The following is a 22,050-nucleotide window of genomic DNA, read 5'->3' on the forward strand; positions in this document are numbered from 1 at the left end:
ACAAGGCCGGCGTTTTTACGCGATAGAAGAATAAAACTTATTCAGCTACTACGTTTACAGTCAGTTTAGCGAATACTTCGCTGTGAACCTGGAAGTTCACTTCGTGCTCACCAGTGGTACGCAGAACGCCGTTCGGCAGACGAACTTCGCTCTTAGCCACTTCAACGCCTGCTGCTGTTACAGCGTCAGCGATGTCGCGAGTACCGATGGAACCGAACAGTTTACCTTCGTCGCCAGCTTTGGACGCGATGGTTACGGTTTCCAGGGCGTTGATTTTCTCTGCGCGTGCATTTGCAGCAGCCAGAACGTCAGCCAGTTTAGCTTCCAGTTCAGCGCGACGTGCTTCGAAGAATTCAACGTTTTTCTTGGTAGCAGGAACAGCTTTACCCTGTGGTACCAGGAAGTTACGAGCGTAGCCCGCTTTAACGTTAACCTGATCACCCAGGCTACCCAGGTTTGCTACTTTATCAAGCAGAATAACTTGCATTACCTTATCCTCTCAAAGTCGTATTAATGGACCGTGGCCGATTACTGATGACGATCAGTGTACGGCAGCAGGGACAGGTAGCGAGCGCGTTTGATAGCGCGAGCCAGCTGACGCTGGTATTTTGCACGGGTACCGGTGATACGGCTTGGGACAATCTTACCGCTTTCGGTGATGTAGTTTTTCAGCGTAGCGATATCTTTATAGTCGATCTCTTGAACGCCTTCCGCGGTGAAACGGCAGAACTTGCGACGACGGAAATAACGTGCCATATGGCTAGTCTCCAGAATCTATCAATTCAATCTGCTCGGCATGCAGAACCATTTTGCTCAGACCGTTCTTTGCCTTGTGGCAAGAGATGAACCCCTGAACGGTTATGCGGCTGCCGACCGTTATACTGTGAGTAATGGCCTGGTTTTCGTGTCCGCTAACAATAACGGGCATTTGACACCATGCCTGCCGGTGAAACCCGGCTTCCTCCTGCACAGAACGATGCTCAAGCACGAACTGGCAGTGCGGAATTCCTGATGGACTGACCTTTCGAAGGGGCATCCTGCACACGGTGCCGGACAACGCCAGACGGTTGGTCATCAGAAATTACTCTTCAGAATCCCCAGCATCTGCATCATCTGCGGTTTCGTTTGCGAAATCATCGCGACGCTCACGGCGCTCGTCTTTCGCTTTAACCATCGGAGATGCTTCGGTAACAGCGTGCTTAGTACGCATTACCATGCTACGGATAACGGCATCGTTGAAGCGGAAGTTAGTTTCCAGCTCATCGATCACTTCCTGCGGCGCTTCAACGTTCAGCAGAACGTAGTGAGCTTTGTGCAGTTTGTTGATCGGGTAAGCCAGCTGACGGCGGCCCCAGTCTTCCAGACGGTGGATCTTGCCTTCTGCACCAGTGATTGCACCAGTGTAGCGCTCGATCATGCCCGGAACCTGTTCGCTCTGGTCAGGATGGACCATAAAAACGATTTCGTAATGACGCATCGAATTGCTCCTTACGGATTATTCAGCCTCCTGTCTGGGTCAGCCGAATCCCGGGGAGGCAAGGAACGTGTTAAAGGTCGGCTGAAAAATGACGCGTCATAATACTTGCGCCCATGAGGAAACACAAGTTGATTGCGCAAAAATTCACACGAAGCGCAAAGACGGGTTAACCATGTGATTTAAAATTAATCACATGGCATCGCGCCAATTTTTTGAACAACTGCATCAGAAATGGTCGCTATCGACTTCGCTGGTAGCGATTAAAATTAAATCAGAAGCAATTCACTTACAGGAGATATTGCTAACCAGACACAGCAGTCGAGGAGGTACAGTATGCGAGCGCGTGTTATGACCCTTCTGGCTGCGCTTTTGCTCAGTGCAAACGCGATGGCAGCCATCAAAATCGATAATCACCAGGCACGAAATATGGATGATGTGCAGAGCTTAGGCGTGATTTATATAAACCATAACTTCGCCACTGAAAGTGAAGCAGATCAGGCATTGAATGAAGAGACAGATGCGCGAGGCGCAACGTACTACCACGCCATCCTGACCCGGGAACCGGGAAGTAACGGCAACATGCGCGCCAGCGCGGATATTTATCGCTAGCACCAGGAAAAACCAACGAGAACATTGCCATAGTTTGACTTGCCCCCTTCACCGGGGGCTTTTTTATGGCAAAAGCGGCCCCGGAATCAGGCCGGTAACATCCCGAAGGAAGTAATGATTCCAGGGCACGTGTCTTACTTTTGTCCGTAATAGGCGTCAGGCCCATGCTTACGCATAAAATGTTTATTCATTAAATAATCGTCGATCGGGCTGAGCGCCGGATTGATACCACGAGCAATCCATGCCATCCGCGCGACTTCTTCCATCACCACCGCATTATGCACGGCGTCATGCGCATCTTTGCCCCAGGCAAACGGCCCGTGCTGATACACCACGACGCCAGGCGTATGCAGCGGCTGACCGTCACCCAGCGTTTCGATAATCACATGACCGGTGTTCAGCTCATATTCACCCTGCACTTCTTCTTCGGTTAACGCCCTGGTACAGGGGATATCGCCAAAGAAGTAGTCCGCATGGGTCGTGCCCAGCGCCGGGATCGCCAGCCCTGCCTGCGCCCACGCCGTGGCATGCGTAGAGTGCGTGTGCACGATGCCGCCCAGCGAAGGGTAACGACGGTACAGCGCCAGATGCGTGGCGGTATCGGAAGAAGGCCGCCACTGCCCTTCCACCACATTGCCCTGGAGATCCACCACCACCATATCGTCCGCTTTCATGGTTTCATAAGCCACCCCGCTAGGCTTAATGACCACCAGCCCGCGCTCCCTGTCGATCGCGCTGACGTTGCCCCAGGTGAAAGTCACCAGGCCATAACGCGGCAAATCCATATTGGCTTCAAAAACGTGCTGCCTGAGTTTTTGCATTATGCTGTCTCCACCAGACCGGCGCTGGCCATACGCGCTTTCACCCAATCACGCGCTTTCGCCACCTCACGCGCCGGATTGTCCGACGTTTCACTCCACATCTCAATCAGGTATGGCCCGCAATACCCACTCTGCTTGAGCGTGGCGAAACAGCGTTCAAAATCGACGACACCTTCACCGAACGGCACGTTCTTGAACACGCCTGGCTTCGTATCTTTGACATGAACCGCGACGATATGCCCCATTCCAGCCTGCAACTCCATCTGCACATCGTTATCCCAGGCTGACAGGTTGCCGATATCAGGATAAAGCTGGAACCACGGGTTATTAAGATAGTGCGCATAACCCAGCGCTTTGCTGATGGAGTTCATCAGAGGGTAATCCATGATCTCCATCGCCAGCGTGACCTGAGCACGGCTTGCCATCTCGACGCTCTCTTTCAGCCCATCACGAAAACGACGGCGCGTTTCATTGTTGGCCTCCTGATAGTACACGTCGTAACCCGCAAGCTGGATGACGCGAATACCGATATCCTGCGCAAACTGAATGGCTTTACGCATGATCTCCAGCCCTTGCGCACGTACAGCATCATCTTCGCTGCCCAACGGAAAGCGACGATGCGCGCTCAGGCACATGGACGGCACCCGCACGCCGGTCTCAGCGATAGCGCTCACCAGCGCCAGGCGCTGCTCACGGTTCCAGTCGAGGCGCGCCAGGCGGGCATCGGTTTCATCGACAGACATTTCAACGAAATCGAAGCCCAGTTCTTTCGCCAGCCGCAGGCGATCCAACCAGCACTCCCCGGCGGGGAGCGCTTTTTCGTAGATGCCAAGCGGAGTCTGTTTAGACAGCATATCCGCTCCTTATCCCCACAACTGGGCGATAGAACGTTTAAACTGACGCGCGGCTTCAACCGGAGAGGCGGCGTCGCGAATGCTGCGACCAGCAATAAAGACATGGATTGGAATGCCCTTAAACAGCGGCAGATCTTCCAGCGCCAGACCGCCGGTCACGGTCACTTTAAAGCCCATATCAGAGAGACGTTTGATCGCGCTGATATCCGCTTCGCCCCAGGCCACTCCAGCGGCCTGGGCATCACGGCTACGGTGATAAACCACCTGCTGAATCCCCGCATCGCGCCACTCCTGCGCCTGCTCCCAGGTCCAGTAGCCGGTCAGTTCAATCTGCACATCGCCGTTAAACTCTTGCGCCACTTCCAGCGCGCCTTTGGCGGTGTTGATATCCGCGCAGCAGATAACCGTCACCCAATCCGCGTTGGCTTCAAAGCACATACGAGAAAGAATTTTCCCCGCGTCCGCAATTTTGGCGTCAGCCAGCACGATCTTATGCGGATAGAGCGCTTTCAGATCGCGTACCGCACGTACGCCTTCACCCACGCACAGGATGGTGCCAACTTCGATAATATCGACTTCTTCCGCGATCAGGCGGGTCGTTTCGTAAGCGTGGGACAGCGTCTGGTTATCCAGCGCAACTTGCAACATAGGTAATGACATTTCTATTCCTTACTTAAACTGCCGCCGCAGTGGCGTTATCAATTAAATCCAGCACATCCTGCTCGGTACGGCAGGCGCGTAAACGGTCAAAGTTGGCTTCATCTTCAAACAGGTTGACGATTTGCATGATGCCGTCTTCCTGATGCGCGCGGGCATCCACTGCCGCCAGCGTGATGAGGATATCGACCGGGTCATTATCTTCGTGGTTGAAGACCATCGGCGTTTTCAGCGTCACCAGCGCGAAGCCGGTTTTTTTGACGCCCTCTTCCGGGCGGCCATGCGGCATCGCCAGGCCTGGCGCAATCACAAAATACGGACCAAAACGCTCTACGCCATCAAGAATGGCCTGGTAGTAACGCGGCTCCACAACATCTGCTTCCACCAGCAGGTCTACGCCGATTTTCACCGCCTCCTGCCAGGTGCTCGCTTCTGCATTCAGGCGAATGGACTTATTCTCCGCCAGCGAATCACGTAATTTCATGCTGCGTCCTTATTTCAGGTCGTTCGGAAAGTGCTCTTTGATCACTTCCATCAGTTTCGGACCAAAATCAGCGGCGGAAAGCATATTGCGCACGCCCACCACATATTTATTACCGGAAACGGTGATTTCGCTGGCGACGTGCGTCGAGGCAATAATGATGTCCGCGCCGTTCAGCTCACTTTTGTACTCACCCACCGCGCAGCTATTTACCGTGTGCGCAACGCCCTGCTGCGTCAGAAACTGGTCAACTTTCATTTTCATGATCATTGAACTGCCTTGCCCACAACCACAAACAGCCAGAATACGTACGGTCATAATCGGAACTCCTTATTAAGCAGAGTGTTCTGCCAGTTGTTTTTCTGCATCTTCTTCAGCGCGCAATGTGCGCCCTGCGAAGAACATATAAGCCAGTGAAATCAGTATCATGACGCTCATAAACATCAGCCCGACGCTGACGAAGCCTTGCATCATCGGAGGCGCCAGAATCGACCAGTCCGCCATTCCCATCCAGGCGCTCATACCGGTCAGTTTCACCGCCCAGACGCAGCCAAAGATTTCGATCATGCCCATAACCAGGCAAATCTTGAGCGCCGCGCGCCAGCCGCCAAAGTGGTTAGCGAACACGCCAATCGTGGCGTTAGAGAAGAACATTGGGATAAAGCCAGGGATGATCAGAATGGAGGAACCGCAACCTACCAGGATACCAACGGCGATCAGCTGACCAATCGTGCCCCACATAAAGCCCCAGACCACCGCGTTCGGCGCGAAGCTATAAATCGCCGCACAGTCAATCGCCAGCACAGCACCGGGGATCAGACGCTGAGAGATACCGTTAAATGCTTCGGACAGTTCGGCGACAAACATGCGCACGCCCTGCGTGATGATGAAAATAGCGACGGCGAACTGGAAGCCGGTTTGCAGGATATAGATAGACCAGTGCGTTTTACCCGCCATCGCCTGAACCACATCCAGGCCAAAAGAGAGCAGGATCGCGCCGAAGAAGATGGTCATGACAATTGCCGTGGAGACGATATTGTCGTGGAAGATATTCAGCCAGCCGGGCAGTTTGAGATCTTCAACGCTCTCTTCTTTTTTACCGAGATATGGCGCGACTTTATACGCCAGCCATGCGGCAAACTGTTGCTGGTGACCAATGGAGAAACCACAGCCGTCTGTGACTTCCTGCGTCGGCTTATACATCATATTGGAGGTGATCCCCCAATACAGGGACACCAGAACCGCCGTGCAGATAATGGTGGTCCACATCGGATAACCGAAGATGTAGAAGAACACCGCGATCAGCCCCGCCTGCTGGAACATGATATGCCCGGTAAGCATGATGGTGCGAATCCCGGTAATCCGGCGCAGCAGCACGTAGCCGATATTCAATGCCAGCGCTAACAGCACGGCATACCCGACCCAACTGTAGGCGTCGCCCATGCGTTCGATCGTCGCCATCATGGAGGCGTAAGTATCAGAAATCGCGCCATTGATGCCATACACCTCAGACATCTTCGCCACGACGGGCTTAAAGGTACTGGTCAGGATGCCGGACCCTGCCTGTAATAACATGAAACCAATAATGGTTTTTATCGTACCTTTGATAATAACGCTGACACTTTTGCGTAGGAGGATATAGCCCAGACAGGTGACAATACCCAGTAGCAGCGGAGCATTGGTCATAACCTGGTTAAAGAAAACGGTAAAGATGTTGTAGAGGATCTCCATAACGATCTCCAGTAGACGAAGTTGCTGAGCTCTGCGTACGCTCAGGTTGTTGTGTCACCACTCTAATTTTCAAAAGTAATCACAACAAGATTGAATTTGATTAATTGTGACGCACCACGCAAATAATTCCCACACTTCAGAAAAGGATTAACCCGACGTTAACCAGCCATCAATAAAACTCATTTTAATCAAATAGATATATTTAATTTCAATAGTTATACGCCCTTCATTACGTTCTCCTTTACTTCCAGACCGCCCTTCACAAGCAAAAATATGCCGTTGCCATCTTGAAAAAATAATGTCAGGATTAATCAAAACCAATCACACACTGATTCAATTTGAACAAACATGAAGGTAAATGCGATGAGTAAAGTGAAAAGTATCACGCGTGAATCATGGATCCTGAGCACCTTTCCTGAGTGGGGAAGCTGGCTGAATGAAGAGATCGAACAGGAACAGGTCGCGCCCGGCACATTTGCTATGTGGTGGCTCGGTTGCACCGGCATCTGGCTGAAATCAGAAGGCGGCACCAACGTATGCGTTGATTTCTGGTGCGGCACCGGCAAACAAAGCCACGGCAATCCGTTGATGAAAACGGGCCATCAGATGCAGCGCATGGCAGGGGTGAAGAAATTGCAGCCGAACCTGCGCACCACGCCGTTTGTTCTCGATCCTTTCGCGATTCGCCAGATCGATGCCGTGCTGGCCACTCACGATCATAACGATCATATCGACGTCAACGTCGCCGCAGCGGTGATGCAAAACTGCGCTAACGATGTGCCTTTCATCGGGCCGCAAACCTGCGTTGACCTGTGGATTGGCTGGGGCGTGCCGAAAGAGCGCTGCATCGTGGTCAAACCGGGCGATGTTGTGAAAGTGAAAGACATCGAAATTCATGCGCTTGATGCGTTTGATCGTACTGCGCTCATCACGCTTCCGGCCGATCAAAAGGCGGCGGGCGTACTGCCGGACGGCATGGATGCGCGCGCGGTGAACTACCTGTTCAAAACGCCGGGCGGTACGCTGTATCACAGCGGCGACTCCCACTACTCCAACTACTATGCGAAGCACGGCAATGAGCATCAGATCGACGTGGCGCTCGGCTCCTATGGCGAGAACCCGCGTGGCATCACCGACAAGATGACCAGCGCCGACATGCTGCGTATGGCGGAAGCGCTGAACACGAAAGTTGTGATTCCGTTCCACCATGATATCTGGTCGAACTTCCAGGCCGATCCGCAGGAAATCCGCGTTCTGTGGGAAATGAAAAAAGATCGCCTGAAGTATGGCTTCAAGCCGTTTATCTGGCAGGTTGGCGGTAAGTTCACCTGGCCACTGGATAAAGACAACTTTGAATATCACTACCCGCGTGGTTTTGATGACTGCTTCACGATGGAACCGGATTTACCGTTCAAATCCTTCCTGTAATTGTTCTCCGATGCCGGGTTTTCCCGGCATTTTTCTATATTTACTTTAGTATTTTCAGGCTATTTCAAATATCATCTTTTAAAATCAATTCGTATCGGAATAGCTCATGACTGAAGCACAAAGACATCAAATATTGCTGGATATGCTGGCGCAATTGGGCTTTGTTACCGTCGAGAATGTGATCGAACGTCTGGGGATCTCCCCGGCCACGGCGCGTCGGGATATCAACAAGCTCGATGAGAGCGGAAAGCTCAAAAAAGTGCGTAATGGCGCCGAAGCGATCGCTCAGCAACGTCCGCGCTGGACGCCGATGAATCTGCATCAGGCGCAGAACCACGATGAAAAAGTGCGCATTGCTAAAGCGGCAGCGCAACTGGTGAATCCTGGGGAAAGCGTGGTGATCAACTGTGGATCGACCGCCTTTCTGCTGGGCAGAGAAATATGCGGTAAGCCGGTGCAGATCATCACCAACTATCTCCCGCTGGCGAACTATCTGATCGATCAGGAACATGAAAGCGTGATCATCATGGGAGGTCAGTACAACAAGAGCCAGTCCATCACGCTTAGTCCCCAGGGCAGCGAAAACAGCCTGTATGCCGGGCACTGGATGTTTACCAGCGGCAAAGGCCTGACCGCAGACGGTCTGTATAAAACCGATATGCTCACCGCTATGGCCGAGCAGAAAATGCTCAGCGTGGTCGGAAAGCTGGTGGTGCTGGTGGATAGCAGCAAGATCGGCGAGCGCGCAGGCATGTTGTTCAGCCGCGCCGATCAAATAGACACGCTGATTACGGGCAAAAATGCTAACCCTGACATTCTGCAACAGCTTGAAGCGCAAGGCGTTAGCATTCTGCGCGTTTAAAGATGCTGGCGGAAAAACGACACCGTTGCCGCCAGCGCCTCTGGCGTAATACGGTGGCGTACGCCTGCTTCCCACAGACAGGTCAGGTTCTGATCCCTGTTCGCCTGAATCAGCGCCTGTTGTAAGCGGAACGTTTCCACCGCAGGGACGACGTCATCTTCCTGTCCATGCCATAGCAGCAGCGGCCGGTCGGCCAGTTTTGGCAACTGATGCGCCACCTCCCACTCAGCCAGGGGAGCAATAATGTCGTCAAATTCTCGCTGTTGCTCAGGCGTCTCAGGAATTAATGGCGGAAAAAGCGTATGCGCCAGTCGGGTGAAATAACCCGACCCCATCAGGCTGGCGACGCATTTTACCTCCGGGTGGCGGGCCATGATCCCCAGCGCCGTCATACCGCCCATTGATGCGCCCCCCACGGCCAGACGTTCTTCCAGCACCCAGTTTTCCTGTTGAACTGCCGCACGTAACGCAGCGAATTCCTGCATGTTTTGCCGCAGAATCTGCCAGAATTGGGTCATTCGCCCCTGCGCATCACCGCTAAACCGCGCGCCATGCTCGGGCGCATCCGGCATGATAACCCGGAACCCGGCCTGCGCCAGGGCAACAGCAAAGTAGCTATAGACCAGGCTGGAAGAGGTAAAACCGTGGTAAAAAATAATACATGGAAAGGGCGTGTCACGTTTACCGTCAGGAAACGCGTGGAGTATGGAATGTCCTGCCAGGTACCGTGTTTCTATTTTTATCATATATCCCCCTTTCTCTGATATGCCACGGAGAAATACATAACTCAAGTTAATGAGTACGGCAATGATTCATAATGTTGAGAAGTGGATTACGCTTTCACCCTATTTTCATTCGAAAATCGCGTGAGAGATAACAATTTGGGAACATTCCCCCTAAAGGAAATTAATAAGGCACTACACTATGGCTATCAGTAAACGAGATAGAGTTATGCGCCGGTTCGCCCCATTGATGCTGGTACTGTTTTTAAGCGCCTGTAGCGTATTGCAAGGGACGCCGCAACCAGCACCGCCAGTCGCTGACCATCCTCAGGAAATTCGCCGTGACCAGACACAAGGGTTGCAGCGCCTGGGAACGGTAAGCTCAATGGTTCGGGGTTCTCCTGACGATGCTGTGGCAGAGATCAGAGCGAAAGCCGCCGCCGCTAAAGCAGATTATTACGTTATTTTGTTGGTTGATGAAACCATCGTAACAGGCCAATGGTATTCGCAAGCCATCCTGTATCGTAAATAGCGGAAGGTTGAAATTTAGTCAGCTTTACATTGCTTTGCGCCTCTATGCGTTTACCTGTGCACAATGAAATCATGGGATGACCGCAATGGAATGCCCTGTTGAACGCGGGGTCACGTAAAAGGAGCTGACGATGAAACGATCTCTTGCCTTATCCTCACTGCTGCTTTCTGCCGGCCTGGTGAGTACGACGGCGCAGTCTGCCGAATTCGCCAGCGCGGACTGCGTAACGGGCCTGAATGAAATTGGTCTGATATCCGTGAGTAATATTTCGGGAAATCAGCAGGATGTGGAACGTATCATTGCGTTAAAAGCCGATGAGCAGGGCGCTTCGTGGTATCGGATTATCCAGATGTACGAAGAACAGCAGCCCGATAACTGGCGCGTACAAGCCATACTTTATGCGTAACAGATTGCCTGATGGCGTAAACTTATCTGGCCTGCACCGATCGCAGGCATGATAAGACGCGCCCGCGCCGCCGTTATCGCAATCCCCCCGTTGCCCGCAGCAACAGATCATTTTGCACCTGTTCAGACAGGCGTAACACGCCGCGCGTGTCCAGCATCATTTGGCACCAGGCCTGTGCCAACGGCGGAGAAACATAGCGCAACATTTGCGCCCCGCAGCCGAGCAGGAACAGCTGCTGCGTTATCTCCCGCCCCTGCGCTTCATCGGGTTTGCGCAAGCGCTGTTGCAGCTGACGTACCGCCCGATCATAATGCCGATCCTGCCCTTTGACCTCCGCAAAAGCCTCGTTGAGCAGCTCATAGACGCCGGTCTGTTTACTCAGCACCCGCAGCACGTCCAGACACATGACGTTTCCCGACCCTTCCCAGATGCTGTTGACCGGCATCTCACGATACAGGCGCGGCAGCTCGCTCTCCTCGCAATAGCCAACGCCACCGAGCACTTCCATCGCCTCGGCAACAAAGGGGATGCCGCTTTTGCAAATAGCAAACTTCGCGGCTGGCGTGAACAAACGCGCCCGGAGCGCTTCTTTCGGGTCGCCACGACGATCCCACGCGCGAGCCAGACGAAACAGCAGCGCCGTCTGGCCTTCAAGCTGGAGCGCCATACGACTTAAAACCTGCCGCATCATGGGCTGATCAATCAAAGACTTGCCGAACACCTGCCGCTGATGCGCGTGGTAAATCGCCACGGAAAACGCCCGGCGCATCATACTATGACTGCCCAACGCGCAATCAAAGCGGGTCATCCCTCCCATCTTCAGTATGTGACGAATCCCCTCGCCTTCCTCACCCAGTAGCCAGCCTACCGCATCCTGAAACTCAACCTCGCAACTGGCATTAGAGCGGTTGCCCAGTTTGTCTTTCAACCGCTCAAGGCGAACGCCGTTTCGCTGCCCGTCAGGCAAAAAACGCGGGACAAAAAAGCAGGATAACCCGCCTTTCGTCTGCGCCAGCACCAGGTGCGCGTCGCTTTGCGGCACGGAGAAAAACCATTTGTGCCCCACCAGGCGCCAGGCACCGTCGTCCAGTCGCTCTGCCCGGGTGGTGTTACTCAGCACATCGGAGCCGCCCTGCTTTTCCGTCATGCCCATGCCAATCAGCAGGCCGCGTTTTTGCCCTCCGGGCAGGAGGTGTGAATCATAGCGATCGCTGCGTAGCGGCGTTAACCAGTCGTGAAAGGGAGGCGGCAGCATCTGTAGCAGCAGCGGCGTAGCGGCAAAAGTCATCGTAACTGGACACAACGTACCCGCTTCCACCTGCGCATGCAGCATGAAACGCGCAGCCCGCGCGACAAATGCCCCCTGCCTGGCGTTCTCTTCCCAGGCCAGGTTATGCACGCGGTTAGCGCACAGGCCCTGCATCAGCAGATGCCAGGCGGGATGAAAACGGACATCGTCCAGCCGCTGCCCTTGTGGATCGTAACGTAACAGTTCAGGTGGAAAGGCGTTCGCCAGCCGCCCCAGCTCCAGCGACTCCGCAGTGCCCAGTTGTTGACCGATGCTGGCGAGAAGATCGCTGTCCCAGCCCGCGCCTTCACGGGCGACCGCCTCGCAAAGCGCGCCATCAGACAGGAATAAATTGCTGTTGTTGAGCGGTGCCGGTTGGTTAAAAACGGTATGCGTTTGCCAGTGCATTGTGTTTCCCTCCGTCAATGGCAGTCGCATTAAGTATGGTCAGCCTGTGGGGGACGCGCCTGGGATAACGGTCACAAAAAAGCCATCCCGAGGGATGGCTTCATCAGTCAAAAGCGCTTAGCTGCGCTGTCGCACCGCTTCAAACAGGCAGATCCCGGTCGCGACGGAGACGTTCAGCGACGACACGCTGCCCGCCATCGGAATGCTGATCAGCTCATCACAGTGCTCGCGGGTCAGACGACGCATCCCTTCGCCTTCAGCGCCCATCACCAGCGCCATCCGGCCGGTCATTTTGCTCTGGAACAGCGTATGGTCAGCTTCGCCCGCCGTACCGACAATCCAGATATTCTCTTCCTGCAACAGACGCATGGTACGCGCCAGGTTGGTCACACGGATCAGCGGCACGCTTTCGGCTGCGCCGCAGGCCACCTTTTTCGCCGTTGCGTTAAGCTGTGCGGAACGATCTTTCGGCACAATGACCGCATGTACGCCAGCGGCGTCTGCGCTACGCAGACAGGCGCCGAGGTTATGCGGATCGGTCACGCCGTCGAGGATCAGCAGGAAGGGATTGTCGAACTTCGCGATCAGATCAGGAAGATCGTTTTCCTGATACTGGCGTCCCGGCTTCACGCGCGCAATGATCCCCTGATGTACCGCACCCTCGCTTTTTTCATCAAGATACTGGCGGTTCGCCAGTTGGATCACCACGCCCTGCGCTTCCAGCGCATGGATCAGCGGCAGCAGGCGTTTATCTTCCCGCCCTTTCAGAATAAAGACGTCCTGAAAGCGCTCTGGCGCACGTTCCAGCAGAGCCTGCACCGCGTGGATGCCGTAAATCATTTCACTCATTGATGGTTCTCATTGATCAATTTTGCCGGGCGGCGCGATGCCTGCCCGGTCTACAGTACAAACGCCCTCTCCACGCGGGGGGAGAGGGGGAAATTACTCAGCTGACTTTTTCTTCGCCGCGCGCTTCGCTTTTGTCGCGGCAGCGATTTTCTGCGTCTTTGCCGATGGATTTTTGGCTTTCTTCTCTTTCTTCGCCTTACCTTTCGCTTTCTCGCCGCGGAAGGCGCTATCCGGTTCGAAATTCACCTTTTTGCCCACCTGACGACGCTTACCGGCATTTTTAGCCGTTTCGCCTCTTTTCGCTTTCTCACGCGCGGTTTTACCGACGTTGCGCGGGGCGCGTTCGCTGGAGATCAGGCTAAAGTCAATTTTACGCTCATCCATATTGACCGCTTCGACGCGGACTTCCACGCGGTCGCCCAGACGGTAGGTCTGGCCGCTAGATTCCCCCATCAGACGCTGCCCTACCTGATCGAAACGGTAGTAATCGTTGTCCAGCGAAGAGACGTGTACCAGACCATCAATAAACAGCTCATCCAGACGAACAAAGAAGCCAAACCCGGTTACGCTGGAAATCACCCCTTTAAAGACGTTCCCCACCTGATCCAGCATGAAGTCACACTTCAGCCAGTCAGAGACGTCGCGCGTGGCTTCGTCAGCACGGCGCTCGGTCATAGAACAGTGCTGGCCCAGTTGCAGCATCTCTTCCATCGAATAGTGGTAGCCGCCCGTTTCCGTCGTGTTGCCCTTATGCCCTTGCTCATGCGCCAGCAGATACTTAATGGCGCGGTGCAGCGACAGGTCAGGATAACGGCGGATCGGTGAGGTAAAGTGCGCGTAAGACTGCAATGCCAGACCAAAGTGGCCACGGTTTTCTGGATCGTAAATTGCCTGTTTCATTGAGCGCAGCAGCATAGTTTGCAGCATTTCCGCGTCAGGCCTGTCGGCAATCGACTCCAGCAGCTCCGCATAATCACGCGGTTCCGGCTTATTGCCGCCCGGCAATTCCAGCCCCAGCTCCGCCAGAACGGAACGGAAGGAGGTTATCGCCTCGGTGCTCGGCTTGTCGTGGATACGGAACAGCGCAGGCTCTTTGGCTTTCTCAACGAATCGCGCCGCCGAGATATTCGCCAGAATCATGCATTCTTCGATCAGCTTGTGTGCGTCATTACGCTGCGTCTGCTCGATGCGTTCAATGCGACGTTCAGCATTGAAGATAAACTTCGCTTCTTCGCTTTCAAATGAGATGCCGCCACGCTCTTCGCGGGCGTTATCCAGCACTTTGTATAGGTTATGCAGCTCTTCGATGTGCCTGACCAGCGGCGCATACTGCTCGCGCAGGTCCTGGTCGCCCTGTAGCATATGCCAGACTTTGGTATACGTCAGGCGCGCATGGGAACTCATCACTGCTTCGTAGAATTTATAGCCGGTTAAACGCCCTTTTGATGAAACGGTCATTTCGCAGACCATACACAGGCGGTCAACCTGCGGGTTCAGCGAGCACAGGCCATTGGAGAGCACTTCCGGCAGCATCGGCACAACCTGCGACGGGAAATAGACCGACGTCCCACGGTTGCGCGCTTCGCGATCCAGCGGCGTTGGCGGACGCACGTAATAACTTACGTCAGCGATAGCCACCCACAGGCGCCAGCCGCCACCGCGTTTCTTCTCGCAGTAAACCGCATCGTCAAAGTCACGGGCGTCTTCGCCATCAATCGTCACCAGCGGTAAGTCGCGCAGATCCACACGGCCTGCTTTCGCCTCTTCCGGCACTTCTTCTTTCAGGCCGGCGATCTGCTGTTCTACCGCCTGCGGCCAGATATAAGGAATTTCATGGGTGCGCAGCGCCATATCGACAGCCATGCCAGTGCCCATATTATCGCCGAGAACCTCAACGATTTTACCGACCGCTTTAGTGCGGCGGGTCGGGCGCTGGGTGAGTTCCACCACCACCACAAAGCCCATACGCGCACCCATCACCTCTTCAGGCGGGATCAGGATGTCGAAGCTCAGACGACTATCGTCCGGCACCACAAAGCCCACGCCCGCATCGGTAAAGTAACGACCGACAATCTGGCTGGTTTTCGGCACCAGAACGCGCACGATACGCGCTTCGCGGCGGCCTTTACGATCGGCCCCCAGCGGCTGCGCCAGTACCTGATCGCCATGAATGCAGGTTTTCATCTGCTCACTGGAGAGATACAGGTCATCTTTACGTCCTTCGACACGCAAAAAGCCGTAGCCATCACGGTGGCCGATAACGGTACCTTTCAGCAGGTCGAGGCGTTCCGGCAGCGCATAGCACTGGCGGCGGGTGAAGACCAGCTGTCCGTCGCGTTCCATCGCGCGCAGACGGCGGCGCAGGGCTTCCTGCTGCTCTTCACCTTCAATGTTCAGTTCCACAGCCAATTCATCACGGTTGGCTGGTTTTTCACGTTTTGTTAAATGTTCGAGGATAAATTCCCGGCTCGGGATAGGGTTAGCGTATTTTTCAGCTTCACGTTCCAGGAAAGGATCTTGTGACATGGCGGTTCCTCCGTTGTCAGCTCTGATGAAGATTTTCGTCACTCCACCAGCAATAATTTATAAAGCGGTTGATTCTCTTCAACCAAATCGGCAAGCGTGTAGTTATCCAGTTCCTTGAGAAAACTTTGCACGGCCTTCGAAAGTGCCTGCTTGAGTCGGCAGGCAGGAGTAATGTGGCAAAATTCGCTGCTGCAATTTACCAGAGATAAAGGTTCCAGCTCACGAACCACATCACCGATAACAATAACATTAGCTGGTTTACCCAGGCGGATACCGCCATTTTTTCCTCGAATAGCAGTAACGAAGCCCGCCCGGCTAAGTTGATTGATTATTTTGACCATATGATTACGGGACACGCCGTAGACTTCTGTCACCTCAGAAATACTGGTCATACGTCCTTCGGGTAGCGACGCCATATAGATTAGCGCACGTAATCCGTAATCGGTGAAACTCGTTAACTGCACATCAACCTCAGGAAAAGGGGAAAACGGGATAAACCAGGTTGTATTAATTACATTGATGATAAACCAGCCACCAGCCAGGTCGCTAATTTATTTCAGTTCGGGAAGGAAAAAAGCGAGGATCTTACGCTGTATTAAGCCGGATGGCGGTGAAAAGCGCCTTATCCGGCCTACAGTGTGAACAGGTCTGATAAGCGCAGCACCATCAGGCACTGCGCCATGACCCCAAATTATGCGTCAAACGGGTCACGCAGAATCATCGTTTCAGTACGGTCCGGGCCGGTAGAAATAATATCAATCGGCACGCCGGTCAGTTCTTCGATACGTTTGATGTAGTTCAGCGCCGCCTGCGGCAGGCCGCTGCGATCCTTCACGCCAAAGGTGGACTCAGACCAACCCGGCATGGTTTCGTAGATCGGCTCGATGCCTTCCCAGTCATCCGCTGCCAGCGGTGTGGTGGTTACTTCACGGCCATCCGGCATACGGTAAGCCACGCAGATTTTCACCTCTTCCAGGCCGTCCAGCACGTCCAGTTTGGTCAGGCAGAAGCCAGACAGGGAGTTGATCTGCACCGCACGGCGCACAGCAACGGAGTCCAGCCAGCCGGTACGACGACGACGACCGGTGGTGGCGCCGTATTCGTTACCCTGCTTGCACAGGAACTCGCCGGTGTCATCAAACAGCTCAGTCGGGAACGGACCCGCACCCACGCGAGTGGAGTAAGCTTTGATGATACCCAGAACGTAGTCCACATAACGCGGCCCCAGGCCAGAACCGGTCGCTACACCACCCGCAGTGGTGTTAGAGGAGGTAACGTACGGATAAGTACCGTGGTCGATATCCAGCAGCGTACCCTGCGCGCCTTCGAACATGACGAAATCGCCACGCTTACGCGCCTGGTCCAGCAGATCGGAAACATCAACAACCATAGAGGTCAGGATGTCGGCGATTGCCATCACATCATCCAGCACTTTCTGGTAGTCAACGGCTTCCACTTTGTAGAAATTCACCAGCTGGAAGTTGTGATATTCCATCACTTCTTTCAGTTTTACAGCGAAGGTAGCTTTATCGAACAGATCGCCAACGCGCAGACCGCGACGAGCCACTTTGTCTTCATAAGCCGGGCCAATACCACGACCGGTGGTGCCGATCGCTTTCGCGCCACGCGCTTTCTCACGCGCGTTATCCAGCGCAACGTGATAATCAAGGATCAGCGGACAGGCTTCAGACAGCAGCAGGCGCTCACGGACAGGGATACCACGGTCTTCCAGTCCTTTCATCTCTTTCATCAGCGCAGCCGGAGACAGCACAACGCCGTTACCGATGATGCTGGTAACATTCTCACGAAGAATACCTGATGGAATAAGATGGAGGACGGTTTTTTCACCGTTGATTACGAGAGTATGGCCTGCGTTGTGACCGCCCTGGTAGCGTACAACATATTTAGCCCGTTCAGTCAGAAGATCGACGATCTTTCCTTTACCTTCGTCACCCCATTGGGTGCCCAGTACGACGACGTTGTTACCCATTTTTCAAAATCACCGTTTGCTTAAAAATGGATTCTACCATCGCTTTTTCAGATATACAGCACTTTTTGCATGCTAAGATCGGCAAATACGACTACTTTTTGATCAGCCAATCGTTTTCCTCAACATGTAGTAGACAACAACTCCGGCAACCACAAGACCGCCGCCAAAACGACGTAAAACATTTTCCGGCAGTTGCGTCATGGCAGAGATCATTTTCTTCCAGGCGCGGGGATACAGCATCGGGCCTAAACCTTCCAGTACCAAAACAAGGGCAAGCGCCAGCCAGATAGTTGAATTCATCCATCGTCCTTATATAAAAAGAAAACCACCGCCTCCCTGAGGATGCCGGTGGTTTTGTTCATCTAAAACCGTTGATACGATTTTAACGTGTTGCCGTATTCGGTGTCTTCATGTAACGGAAGAAATCGCTGTCCGGGCTCATGATCATCACGTCCTGATTGCCTTCGAAGCTCTTCTCGTAAGCACGCAGGCTACGGATAAAGGCGTAGAAGTCCGGGTCCTGACTGAAGGCATCGGCAAACAGTTTCGCGGCTTCGGCATCACCTTCACCACGCGAAATGCGGCCCTGACGCTCGGCTTCCGCCAGCGTTCTGGTCACTTCATAGTCGGCGGTCGCGCGCAGTTTCTCCGCTTCTTCCTGACCCTGTGAACGGTGACGACGGGCTACCGCTTCACGCTCGGCGCGCATACGGTTGTAAATCGCCTCGGATACTTCGGTCGGCAGGTTGATCTGCTTGATACGCACATCCACCACTTCGATACCTAACGCCGCCATACTGTTCGGGTTGATCACCGGCACTTTGCCATTGGTTTCTGCCGCAACGCGTTCAGCTGCTTCGGCAATCGCGCTATCCGCCGCCGGAGTCGCCACTTCATCTTCCGTTCCCGCAGAACCGGAGTTCAGCGCGTCACGCACTTCCAGCGTTAAACGGCCACGGGAATCGGTCACGATGTCTTTCACATCCAGACGACCAATCTCAGAGCGCAAACGGTCAGAGAACTTACGTTTCAGCAGCACTTCGGCCTGAGAAACATCGCCGCCGCCTGTCGCCAGGTAGTAACGGCTGAAATCACTGATGCGCCATTTGATGTAGGAGTCAACGATCAGGTCTTTTTTCTCTTTGGTTACAAAGCGATCGGCCTGGTTGTCCATCGTCTGGATACGCGCATCAAGCGTTTTCACCGACTCAATGAACGGGATCTTAAAGTGCAGACCCGGCTCATAAACCAGCGGTTTGTTTTCATCGTCACGCAGAACTTTACCGAAACGCAGCGTAATTCCGCGCTCGCCTTCTTTGACAACAAAGACAGACATGTACAGCACTACCAGCACGATGATGATAATCGCAATAACTGACTTACGCATCGTTATTCCCCCTGACGCTGGTAGTCGTTACGCTGCGCGTTAGCGCGGCGTTGGTCCATAATATCGCCCTGACTGGTGGACGAGGTATTGCTTGCTCCGCTCGTGCTGGACGATGAAGCCGGCGGCAGACGCAGCAGATTGTTACCCGTGCTGTCTTTTGCCGCAGGCGCGTTAGCGCCTTTCAGCATCTGATCCAATGGCAGAACCATCAGATTGCCGCCTTTGTCGTTGACCAGAACTTTACGCGTATGGCTCAACACTTTTTCCATCGTCTCGATATACAGACGCTCGCGAGTAATCTCTGGTGCGGCTTTATATTCCGGCAGAATTTTAGCGAAGCGAGCCACTTCACCCTGCGCTTCCAGGATGGTTTGGGTTCTGTATGCACGCGCTTCTTCAAGAATACGCTGCGCCTGACCGTTCGCACGCGGCTGAACTTCGTTGGTGTACGCTTCCGCTTCACGGATGTATTGCTGTTCGTTCTCACGCGCCGCGATAGCATCGTCAAACGCCGCTTTTACCTCTTCCGGCGGACGCGCTGCCTGGAAGTTGACGTCCAGCAGGGTAATACCCATGTTGTACGGACGAATGGTCTCTTCCAGTTCACGCTGGGTATCGCTACGAATAACGGTACGACCTTCCGTCAGAATGCGATCCATCGTGTATTTACCGATAACCCCACGCAGGGCGCTGTCGGTCGCCTGACGCAGACTGTCATCCGCGCTGGTCACGCTGAACAGATAACGCTGCGGATCGGTCACACGGTACTGCACGTTCATCTCAACGCGCACAACGTTTTCATCAGAAGTCAGCATCACACCGGACGCCGCCAGTTCGCGAACCGCTTCCACGTTTACCGGAGTGACTTCATCGATAAACGTCGGCTTCCAGTTCAGACCCGGCTCAACCAGGTGGCTGAATTTACCGAAGCGTGTCACCACGCCGCGTTCCGCTTCTTTGATGGTGTAGAAACCGCTGGCAGCCCAGATAATGACGATCGCTGCCGCTGCGATGGTAACGACACGACCTCCGATATGCGGGCGCGGCCCCTGCGATGAACTACCACCGCCAGAGCCTGTACCTTTACCGCCACCCAGACCACCGAGCTTTTTACTCAGTTTGCGGAAGATATCATCAAGATCAGGTGGCCCCTGATCGCGACCACCTTTGTTTCCATTTCCCTCAGAGTTGCCGCCAGGTTTGCTGCTTCCCCACGGGTCGCGGTCTTGTCCGTTATTACCGGGCTGATTCCACGCCATGTTTGTGCTCCATATTTGTTATGCGGTGATCCCCGTTGTCTTTCGACGAGAGGGATAAGGCGAAATTACTCCATGCTCCAGACGAGCCGCCATTAGATCACATAGTCGATCAACGCCGGTTCTTGTTTACAGAGGCGACGCCAGTCGACAATCGGCATGCGAACCTGCAAACTTACGCTGCCGTCCTCCTCCATCCACTCTTTTTCTATTGCCTGAAGTTGGTAAAACCGGCTTCTCAGACGCCCTTCCTGCGGCGGCAAACGCAACGTATGCTGCGCCACCTCGCCGGAAAGCCGCTCCGTCAAAGCCTGAAAAAGCTGTGGTATCCCAACCCCTGTTTGCGCAGAAAGCCAGACACGGATTGGTTTGTTCTCTTCATCCCTGTCGATACGCGGTTCAAAATCGTCCAGCATATCGATCTTATTCATCACCATCAGGGTTGGGATCTCGTGAGCGTCGATCTCTTCGAGAACCGTATCCACTGCGTCGATGTTTTCCTGTACGCGCACATCAGCGGCATCAACAACGTGTAACAAGAGCGTGGCCTGCCGGGTTTCCTGCAAGGTCGCTTTAAACGCCGCCACCAGATCGTGCGGTAAATGACGGATAAACCCTACGGTATCCGCCAGTACGGTTTCCCCTACATCTGCGACATCGATACGGCGCAGCGTCGGGTCCAGGGTCGCAAACAGTTGGTCTGCGGCATACACCCTGGCTTCAGTAATCTGATTGAAAAGGGTGGATTTACCGGCGTTGGTATATCCCACCAGCGAGACCGTCGGGACATCCGCTTTTATACGCGACTGCCGCCCCTGCTCACGTTGCTTCTCAACTTTCTCCAGGCGCGACTGTATTTGTACAATACGATTACGCAGCAAACGACGGTCGGTTTCGAGCTGGGTTTCACCCGGACCGCGCAAACCAATCCCGCCTTTCTGCCTTTCAAGGTGGGTCCAGCCACGAACCAGACGCGTGGCCAGATGACGCAGTTGCGCCAGTTCAACCTGCAACTTACCTTCGTGGGTACGTGCACGCTGAGCAAAAATATCTAAAATAAGACCGGTTCTGTCGATCACGCGACATTCACACAAACGTTCCAGGTTACGCTCCTGGGCCGGGCTTAAAGCATGATCGAAAAGCACGACCGCAGCGTTAGACGCTTTCACGGCTTCCGCAATTTCAACTGCCTTACCTTCACCTACAAAGTACTTCGGGTGCGGTGCTTTACGGCTACCGGTAATCACCTGCATTGCTTCGACACCGGCGGAAGAGACCAGAGACTCAAACTCCTGGAGGTCTTCCATATCTTTGTCTTGCGAAAAATAGATGTGTACCAGTACCGCCTGCTCACCGGCATCATAACGGTCAAACAAGCGTCAACCCCTCGATATATATCAGCGGGGAACGCAGGTTCCCTGGCTCCCCGTGTGTAAAACAGCCAAAACCTTATTCGGTTTCTTCGCTGTCCTGTTGCGCAGAAGTACCCTGCGCGCTGCTACCGTGATGGTAGTTACTGCTGGTGCCGCCACCGGCATTGTTACTGTGATGAGAAACCGGGCGAGACGGGACAACAGTAGAAATCGCGTGCTTGTAAACCATCTGGCTGACCGTGTTTTTCAACAGGATCACGAATTGATCAAAAGACTCGATTTGACCTTGCAGCTTAATACCATTCACCAAATAAATAGAAACTGGAACACGTTCCCGACGCAGTGCGTTCAGGAACGGATCTTGTAAAGATTGCCCCTTAGCCATTCTCTCTT

The 22,050-nt window shown here is 54.0% G+C and carries 26 protein-coding genes; 5 read left to right on the forward strand and 21 right to left on the reverse strand.

Annotated elements, in window-relative coordinates:
- Positions 1-37 precede the first annotated feature (37 nt).
- The 4 genes from rplI to rpsF are packed head-to-tail and all read right to left on the reverse strand — an operon-like array spanning position 38 to position 1,477.
- On the reverse strand, positions 38-487 hold the full coding sequence (gene rplI / locus OGY62_RS19905; RefSeq protein WP_012134405.1) for a 50S ribosomal protein L9: 450 nt from the start codon (positions 485-487) through the stop codon (positions 38-40).
- A 41-nt stretch (positions 488-528) separates the two neighbouring features.
- Entirely contained in the window at positions 529-756 is a 228-nt protein-coding gene (rpsR, locus tag OGY62_RS19910) for a 30S ribosomal protein S18 (RefSeq protein WP_000135199.1), read from the reverse strand.
- Positions 757-760: 4 nt separating this feature from the next.
- The gene (gene priB / locus OGY62_RS19915) at positions 761-1,075 is read right to left on the reverse strand and encodes a primosomal replication protein N (protein WP_012134407.1); all 315 of its coding nucleotides are present in this window, start codon (positions 1,073-1,075) and stop codon (positions 761-763) included.
- A 6-nt stretch (positions 1,076-1,081) separates the two neighbouring features.
- Positions 1,082-1,477, reverse strand: coding sequence for a 30S ribosomal protein S6 (gene rpsF, locus OGY62_RS19920; protein WP_012134408.1), 396 nt, complete (start codon positions 1,475-1,477; stop codon positions 1,082-1,084).
- 333 nt (positions 1,478-1,810) lie between these two features.
- On the opposite strand from rpsF, the gene yjfY reads away from it, so the two are divergent.
- Complete coding sequence (yjfY, locus tag OGY62_RS19925) at positions 1,811-2,086, forward strand: DUF1471 family protein YjfY (RefSeq protein ID WP_024130788.1); 276 nt, start codon at positions 1,811-1,813, stop codon at positions 2,084-2,086.
- Positions 2,087-2,220: 134 nt separating this feature from the next.
- Here yjfY and OGY62_RS19930 read toward each other — a convergent pair whose 3' ends face one another.
- From OGY62_RS19930 to ulaA, 6 genes are read right to left on the reverse strand one after another with little or no spacing between them, the layout of a single operon-like run.
- The gene (locus OGY62_RS19930; protein WP_012134412.1) at positions 2,221-2,907 is read right to left on the reverse strand and encodes an L-ribulose-5-phosphate 4-epimerase; all 687 of its coding nucleotides are present in this window, start codon (positions 2,905-2,907) and stop codon (positions 2,221-2,223) included.
- A complete protein-coding gene (locus OGY62_RS19935; protein WP_230012262.1) occupies positions 2,907-3,761 on the reverse strand; it encodes an L-ribulose-5-phosphate 3-epimerase in 855 nt (284 codons plus the stop codon). Before OGY62_RS19935 ends, OGY62_RS19930 begins: the two co-directional genes overlap by 1 nt.
- 9 nt (positions 3,762-3,770) lie before the next feature.
- Entirely contained in the window at positions 3,771-4,421 is a 651-nt protein-coding gene (gene ulaD, locus OGY62_RS19940; RefSeq protein WP_024130789.1) for a 3-keto-L-gulonate-6-phosphate decarboxylase UlaD, read from the reverse strand.
- Positions 4,422-4,434: 13 nt separating this feature from the next.
- Positions 4,435-4,902: a PTS ascorbate transporter subunit IIA gene (gene ulaC / locus OGY62_RS19945; protein ID WP_012134416.1), complete on the reverse strand. Its 468-nt coding sequence runs from the start codon at positions 4,900-4,902 to the stop codon at positions 4,435-4,437.
- Positions 4,903-4,911: 9 nt separating this feature from the next.
- Positions 4,912-5,217, reverse strand: a complete 306-nt coding sequence (gene ulaB / locus OGY62_RS19950) for a PTS ascorbate transporter subunit IIB (protein ID WP_024130790.1) — start codon at positions 5,215-5,217, stop codon at positions 4,912-4,914.
- A gap of 15 nt (positions 5,218-5,232) precedes the next feature.
- Positions 5,233-6,630, reverse strand: coding sequence for a PTS ascorbate transporter subunit IIC (gene ulaA, locus OGY62_RS19955; protein WP_286451485.1), 1,398 nt, complete (start codon positions 6,628-6,630; stop codon positions 5,233-5,235).
- A 363-nt stretch (positions 6,631-6,993) separates the two neighbouring features.
- Between ulaA and ulaG the strand changes: the two genes are divergently transcribed.
- Together ulaG and ulaR are read left to right on the forward strand one after the other, a co-directional pair.
- Positions 6,994-8,058 carry an L-ascorbate 6-phosphate lactonase gene (gene ulaG, locus OGY62_RS19960; RefSeq protein ID WP_047459442.1) on the forward strand — a complete coding sequence of 355 codons (1,065 nt, stop codon included), beginning with the start codon at positions 6,994-6,996 and terminating at the stop codon, positions 8,056-8,058.
- A gap of 106 nt (positions 8,059-8,164) precedes the next feature.
- Entirely contained in the window at positions 8,165-8,920 is a 756-nt protein-coding gene (gene ulaR / locus OGY62_RS19965; RefSeq protein WP_012134422.1) for an HTH-type transcriptional regulator UlaR, read from the forward strand.
- On the opposite strand, the gene yjfP is transcribed toward ulaR, so the two are convergent.
- The gene (gene yjfP / locus OGY62_RS19970; protein ID WP_286460457.1) at positions 8,917-9,666 is read right to left on the reverse strand and encodes an esterase; all 750 of its coding nucleotides are present in this window, start codon (positions 9,664-9,666) and stop codon (positions 8,917-8,919) included. The two genes, ulaR and yjfP, sit on opposite strands and share 4 nt — an antisense overlap.
- Before the next feature lie 178 nt (positions 9,667-9,844).
- Here yjfP and bsmA point away from each other — a divergent pair, with 178 nt between their 5' ends.
- On the forward strand, positions 9,845-10,174 hold the full coding sequence (bsmA, locus tag OGY62_RS19975) for a biofilm peroxide resistance protein BsmA (protein WP_012134424.1): 330 nt from the start codon (positions 9,845-9,847) through the stop codon (positions 10,172-10,174).
- Between the two features lie 130 nt (positions 10,175-10,304).
- Positions 10,305-10,580, forward strand: coding sequence for a DUF1471 family protease activator YjfN (yjfN, locus tag OGY62_RS19980; protein WP_012134425.1), 276 nt, complete (start codon positions 10,305-10,307; stop codon positions 10,578-10,580).
- A gap of 73 nt (positions 10,581-10,653) precedes the next feature.
- Here the strand turns inward: yjfN and OGY62_RS19985 are convergent, their stop codons facing one another.
- From OGY62_RS19985 to hfq, 10 genes are all read right to left on the reverse strand, one after another.
- Complete coding sequence (locus OGY62_RS19985; RefSeq protein WP_286460458.1) at positions 10,654-12,276, reverse strand: isovaleryl-CoA dehydrogenase; 1,623 nt, start codon at positions 12,274-12,276, stop codon at positions 10,654-10,656.
- A gap of 117 nt (positions 12,277-12,393) precedes the next feature.
- Entirely contained in the window at positions 12,394-13,125 is a 732-nt protein-coding gene (gene rlmB, locus OGY62_RS19990) for a 23S rRNA (guanosine(2251)-2'-O)-methyltransferase RlmB (RefSeq protein ID WP_012134428.1), read from the reverse strand.
- Positions 13,126-13,218: 93 nt separating this feature from the next.
- Entirely contained in the window at positions 13,219-15,651 is a 2,433-nt protein-coding gene (gene rnr, locus OGY62_RS19995) for a ribonuclease R (RefSeq protein WP_047459451.1), read from the reverse strand.
- Between the two features lie 38 nt (positions 15,652-15,689).
- Positions 15,690-16,115, reverse strand: a complete 426-nt coding sequence (gene nsrR, locus OGY62_RS20000; protein WP_024130794.1) for a nitric oxide-sensing transcriptional repressor NsrR — start codon at positions 16,113-16,115, stop codon at positions 15,690-15,692.
- Between the two features lie 227 nt (positions 16,116-16,342).
- Positions 16,343-17,641, reverse strand: coding sequence for an adenylosuccinate synthase (gene purA, locus OGY62_RS20005; RefSeq protein WP_012134433.1), 1,299 nt, complete (start codon positions 17,639-17,641; stop codon positions 16,343-16,345).
- 102 nt (positions 17,642-17,743) lie between these two features.
- Positions 17,744-17,941, reverse strand: coding sequence for a DUF2065 domain-containing protein (locus OGY62_RS20010; RefSeq protein ID WP_024130795.1), 198 nt, complete (start codon positions 17,939-17,941; stop codon positions 17,744-17,746).
- 82 nt (positions 17,942-18,023) lie between these two features.
- The gene (gene hflC, locus OGY62_RS20015) at positions 18,024-19,028 is read right to left on the reverse strand and encodes a protease modulator HflC (protein ID WP_012134436.1); all 1,005 of its coding nucleotides are present in this window, start codon (positions 19,026-19,028) and stop codon (positions 18,024-18,026) included.
- Positions 19,029-19,030: 2 nt separating this feature from the next.
- The gene (gene hflK, locus OGY62_RS20020; RefSeq protein WP_012134437.1) at positions 19,031-20,287 is read right to left on the reverse strand and encodes an FtsH protease activity modulator HflK; all 1,257 of its coding nucleotides are present in this window, start codon (positions 20,285-20,287) and stop codon (positions 19,031-19,033) included.
- A gap of 92 nt (positions 20,288-20,379) precedes the next feature.
- Positions 20,380-21,660, reverse strand: coding sequence for a ribosome rescue GTPase HflX (hflX, locus tag OGY62_RS20025; RefSeq protein ID WP_047459460.1), 1,281 nt, complete (start codon positions 21,658-21,660; stop codon positions 20,380-20,382).
- A gap of 73 nt (positions 21,661-21,733) precedes the next feature.
- Positions 21,734-22,042 carry an RNA chaperone Hfq gene (gene hfq / locus OGY62_RS20030; protein WP_012134439.1) on the reverse strand — a complete coding sequence of 103 codons (309 nt, stop codon included), beginning with the start codon at positions 22,040-22,042 and terminating at the stop codon, positions 21,734-21,736.
- Positions 22,043-22,050: the final 8 nt, after the last annotated feature.

Origin of the sequence: Citrobacter sp. CK198, assembly GCF_030333295.1 — a bacterium.
Taxonomy (GTDB): Bacteria; Pseudomonadota; Gammaproteobacteria; order Enterobacterales; family Enterobacteriaceae; genus Citrobacter_B; species Citrobacter_B koseri.

Excerpts from the sequence above, each read along its gene's own strand:
- rplI (WP_012134405.1), bottom strand. The coding sequence starts at position 487 with ATGCAAGTTATTCTGCTTGATAAAGTAGCAAACCTGGGTAGCCTGGGT.
- rpsR (WP_000135199.1), bottom strand. The coding sequence starts at position 756 with ATGGCACGTTATTTCCGTCGTCGCAAGTTCTGCCGTTTCACCGCGGAA.
- priB (WP_012134407.1), bottom strand. The coding sequence starts at position 1,075 with ATGACCAACCGTCTGGCGTTGTCCGGCACCGTGTGCAGGATGCCCCTT.
- rpsF (WP_012134408.1), bottom strand. The coding sequence starts at position 1,477 with ATGCGTCATTACGAAATCGTTTTTATGGTCCATCCTGACCAGAGCGAA.
- yjfY (WP_024130788.1), top strand. The coding sequence starts at position 1,811 with ATGCGAGCGCGTGTTATGACCCTTCTGGCTGCGCTTTTGCTCAGTGCA.
- OGY62_RS19930 (WP_012134412.1), bottom strand. The coding sequence starts at position 2,907 with ATGCAAAAACTCAGGCAGCACGTTTTTGAAGCCAATATGGATTTGCCG.
- OGY62_RS19935 (WP_230012262.1), bottom strand. The coding sequence starts at position 3,761 with ATGCTGTCTAAACAGACTCCGCTTGGCATCTACGAAAAAGCGCTCCCC.
- ulaD (WP_024130789.1), bottom strand. The coding sequence starts at position 4,421 with ATGTCATTACCTATGTTGCAAGTTGCGCTGGATAACCAGACGCTGTCC.
- ulaC (WP_012134416.1), bottom strand. The coding sequence starts at position 4,902 with ATGAAATTACGTGATTCGCTGGCGGAGAATAAGTCCATTCGCCTGAAT.
- ulaB (WP_024130790.1), bottom strand. The coding sequence starts at position 5,217 with ATGACCGTACGTATTCTGGCTGTTTGTGGTTGTGGGCAAGGCAGTTCA.
- ulaA (WP_286451485.1), bottom strand. The coding sequence starts at position 6,630 with ATGGAGATCCTCTACAACATCTTTACCGTTTTCTTTAACCAGGTTATG.
- ulaG (WP_047459442.1), top strand. The coding sequence starts at position 6,994 with ATGAGTAAAGTGAAAAGTATCACGCGTGAATCATGGATCCTGAGCACC.
- ulaR (WP_012134422.1), top strand. The coding sequence starts at position 8,165 with ATGACTGAAGCACAAAGACATCAAATATTGCTGGATATGCTGGCGCAA.
- yjfP (WP_286460457.1), bottom strand. The coding sequence starts at position 9,666 with ATGATAAAAATAGAAACACGGTACCTGGCAGGACATTCCATACTCCAC.
- bsmA (WP_012134424.1), top strand. The coding sequence starts at position 9,845 with ATGGCTATCAGTAAACGAGATAGAGTTATGCGCCGGTTCGCCCCATTG.
- yjfN (WP_012134425.1), top strand. The coding sequence starts at position 10,305 with ATGAAACGATCTCTTGCCTTATCCTCACTGCTGCTTTCTGCCGGCCTG.
- OGY62_RS19985 (WP_286460458.1), bottom strand. The coding sequence starts at position 12,276 with ATGCACTGGCAAACGCATACCGTTTTTAACCAACCGGCACCGCTCAAC.
- rlmB (WP_012134428.1), bottom strand. The coding sequence starts at position 13,125 with ATGAGTGAAATGATTTACGGCATCCACGCGGTGCAGGCTCTGCTGGAA.
- rnr (WP_047459451.1), bottom strand. The coding sequence starts at position 15,651 with ATGTCACAAGATCCTTTCCTGGAACGTGAAGCTGAAAAATACGCTAAC.
- purA (WP_012134433.1), bottom strand. The coding sequence starts at position 17,641 with ATGGGTAACAACGTCGTCGTACTGGGCACCCAATGGGGTGACGAAGGT.
- OGY62_RS20010 (WP_024130795.1), bottom strand. The coding sequence starts at position 17,941 with ATGAATTCAACTATCTGGCTGGCGCTTGCCCTTGTTTTGGTACTGGAA.
- hflC (WP_012134436.1), bottom strand. The coding sequence starts at position 19,028 with ATGCGTAAGTCAGTTATTGCGATTATCATCATCGTGCTGGTAGTGCTG.
- hflK (WP_012134437.1), bottom strand. The coding sequence starts at position 20,287 with ATGGCGTGGAATCAGCCCGGTAATAACGGACAAGACCGCGACCCGTGG.
- hfq (WP_012134439.1), bottom strand. The coding sequence starts at position 22,042 with ATGGCTAAGGGGCAATCTTTACAAGATCCGTTCCTGAACGCACTGCGT.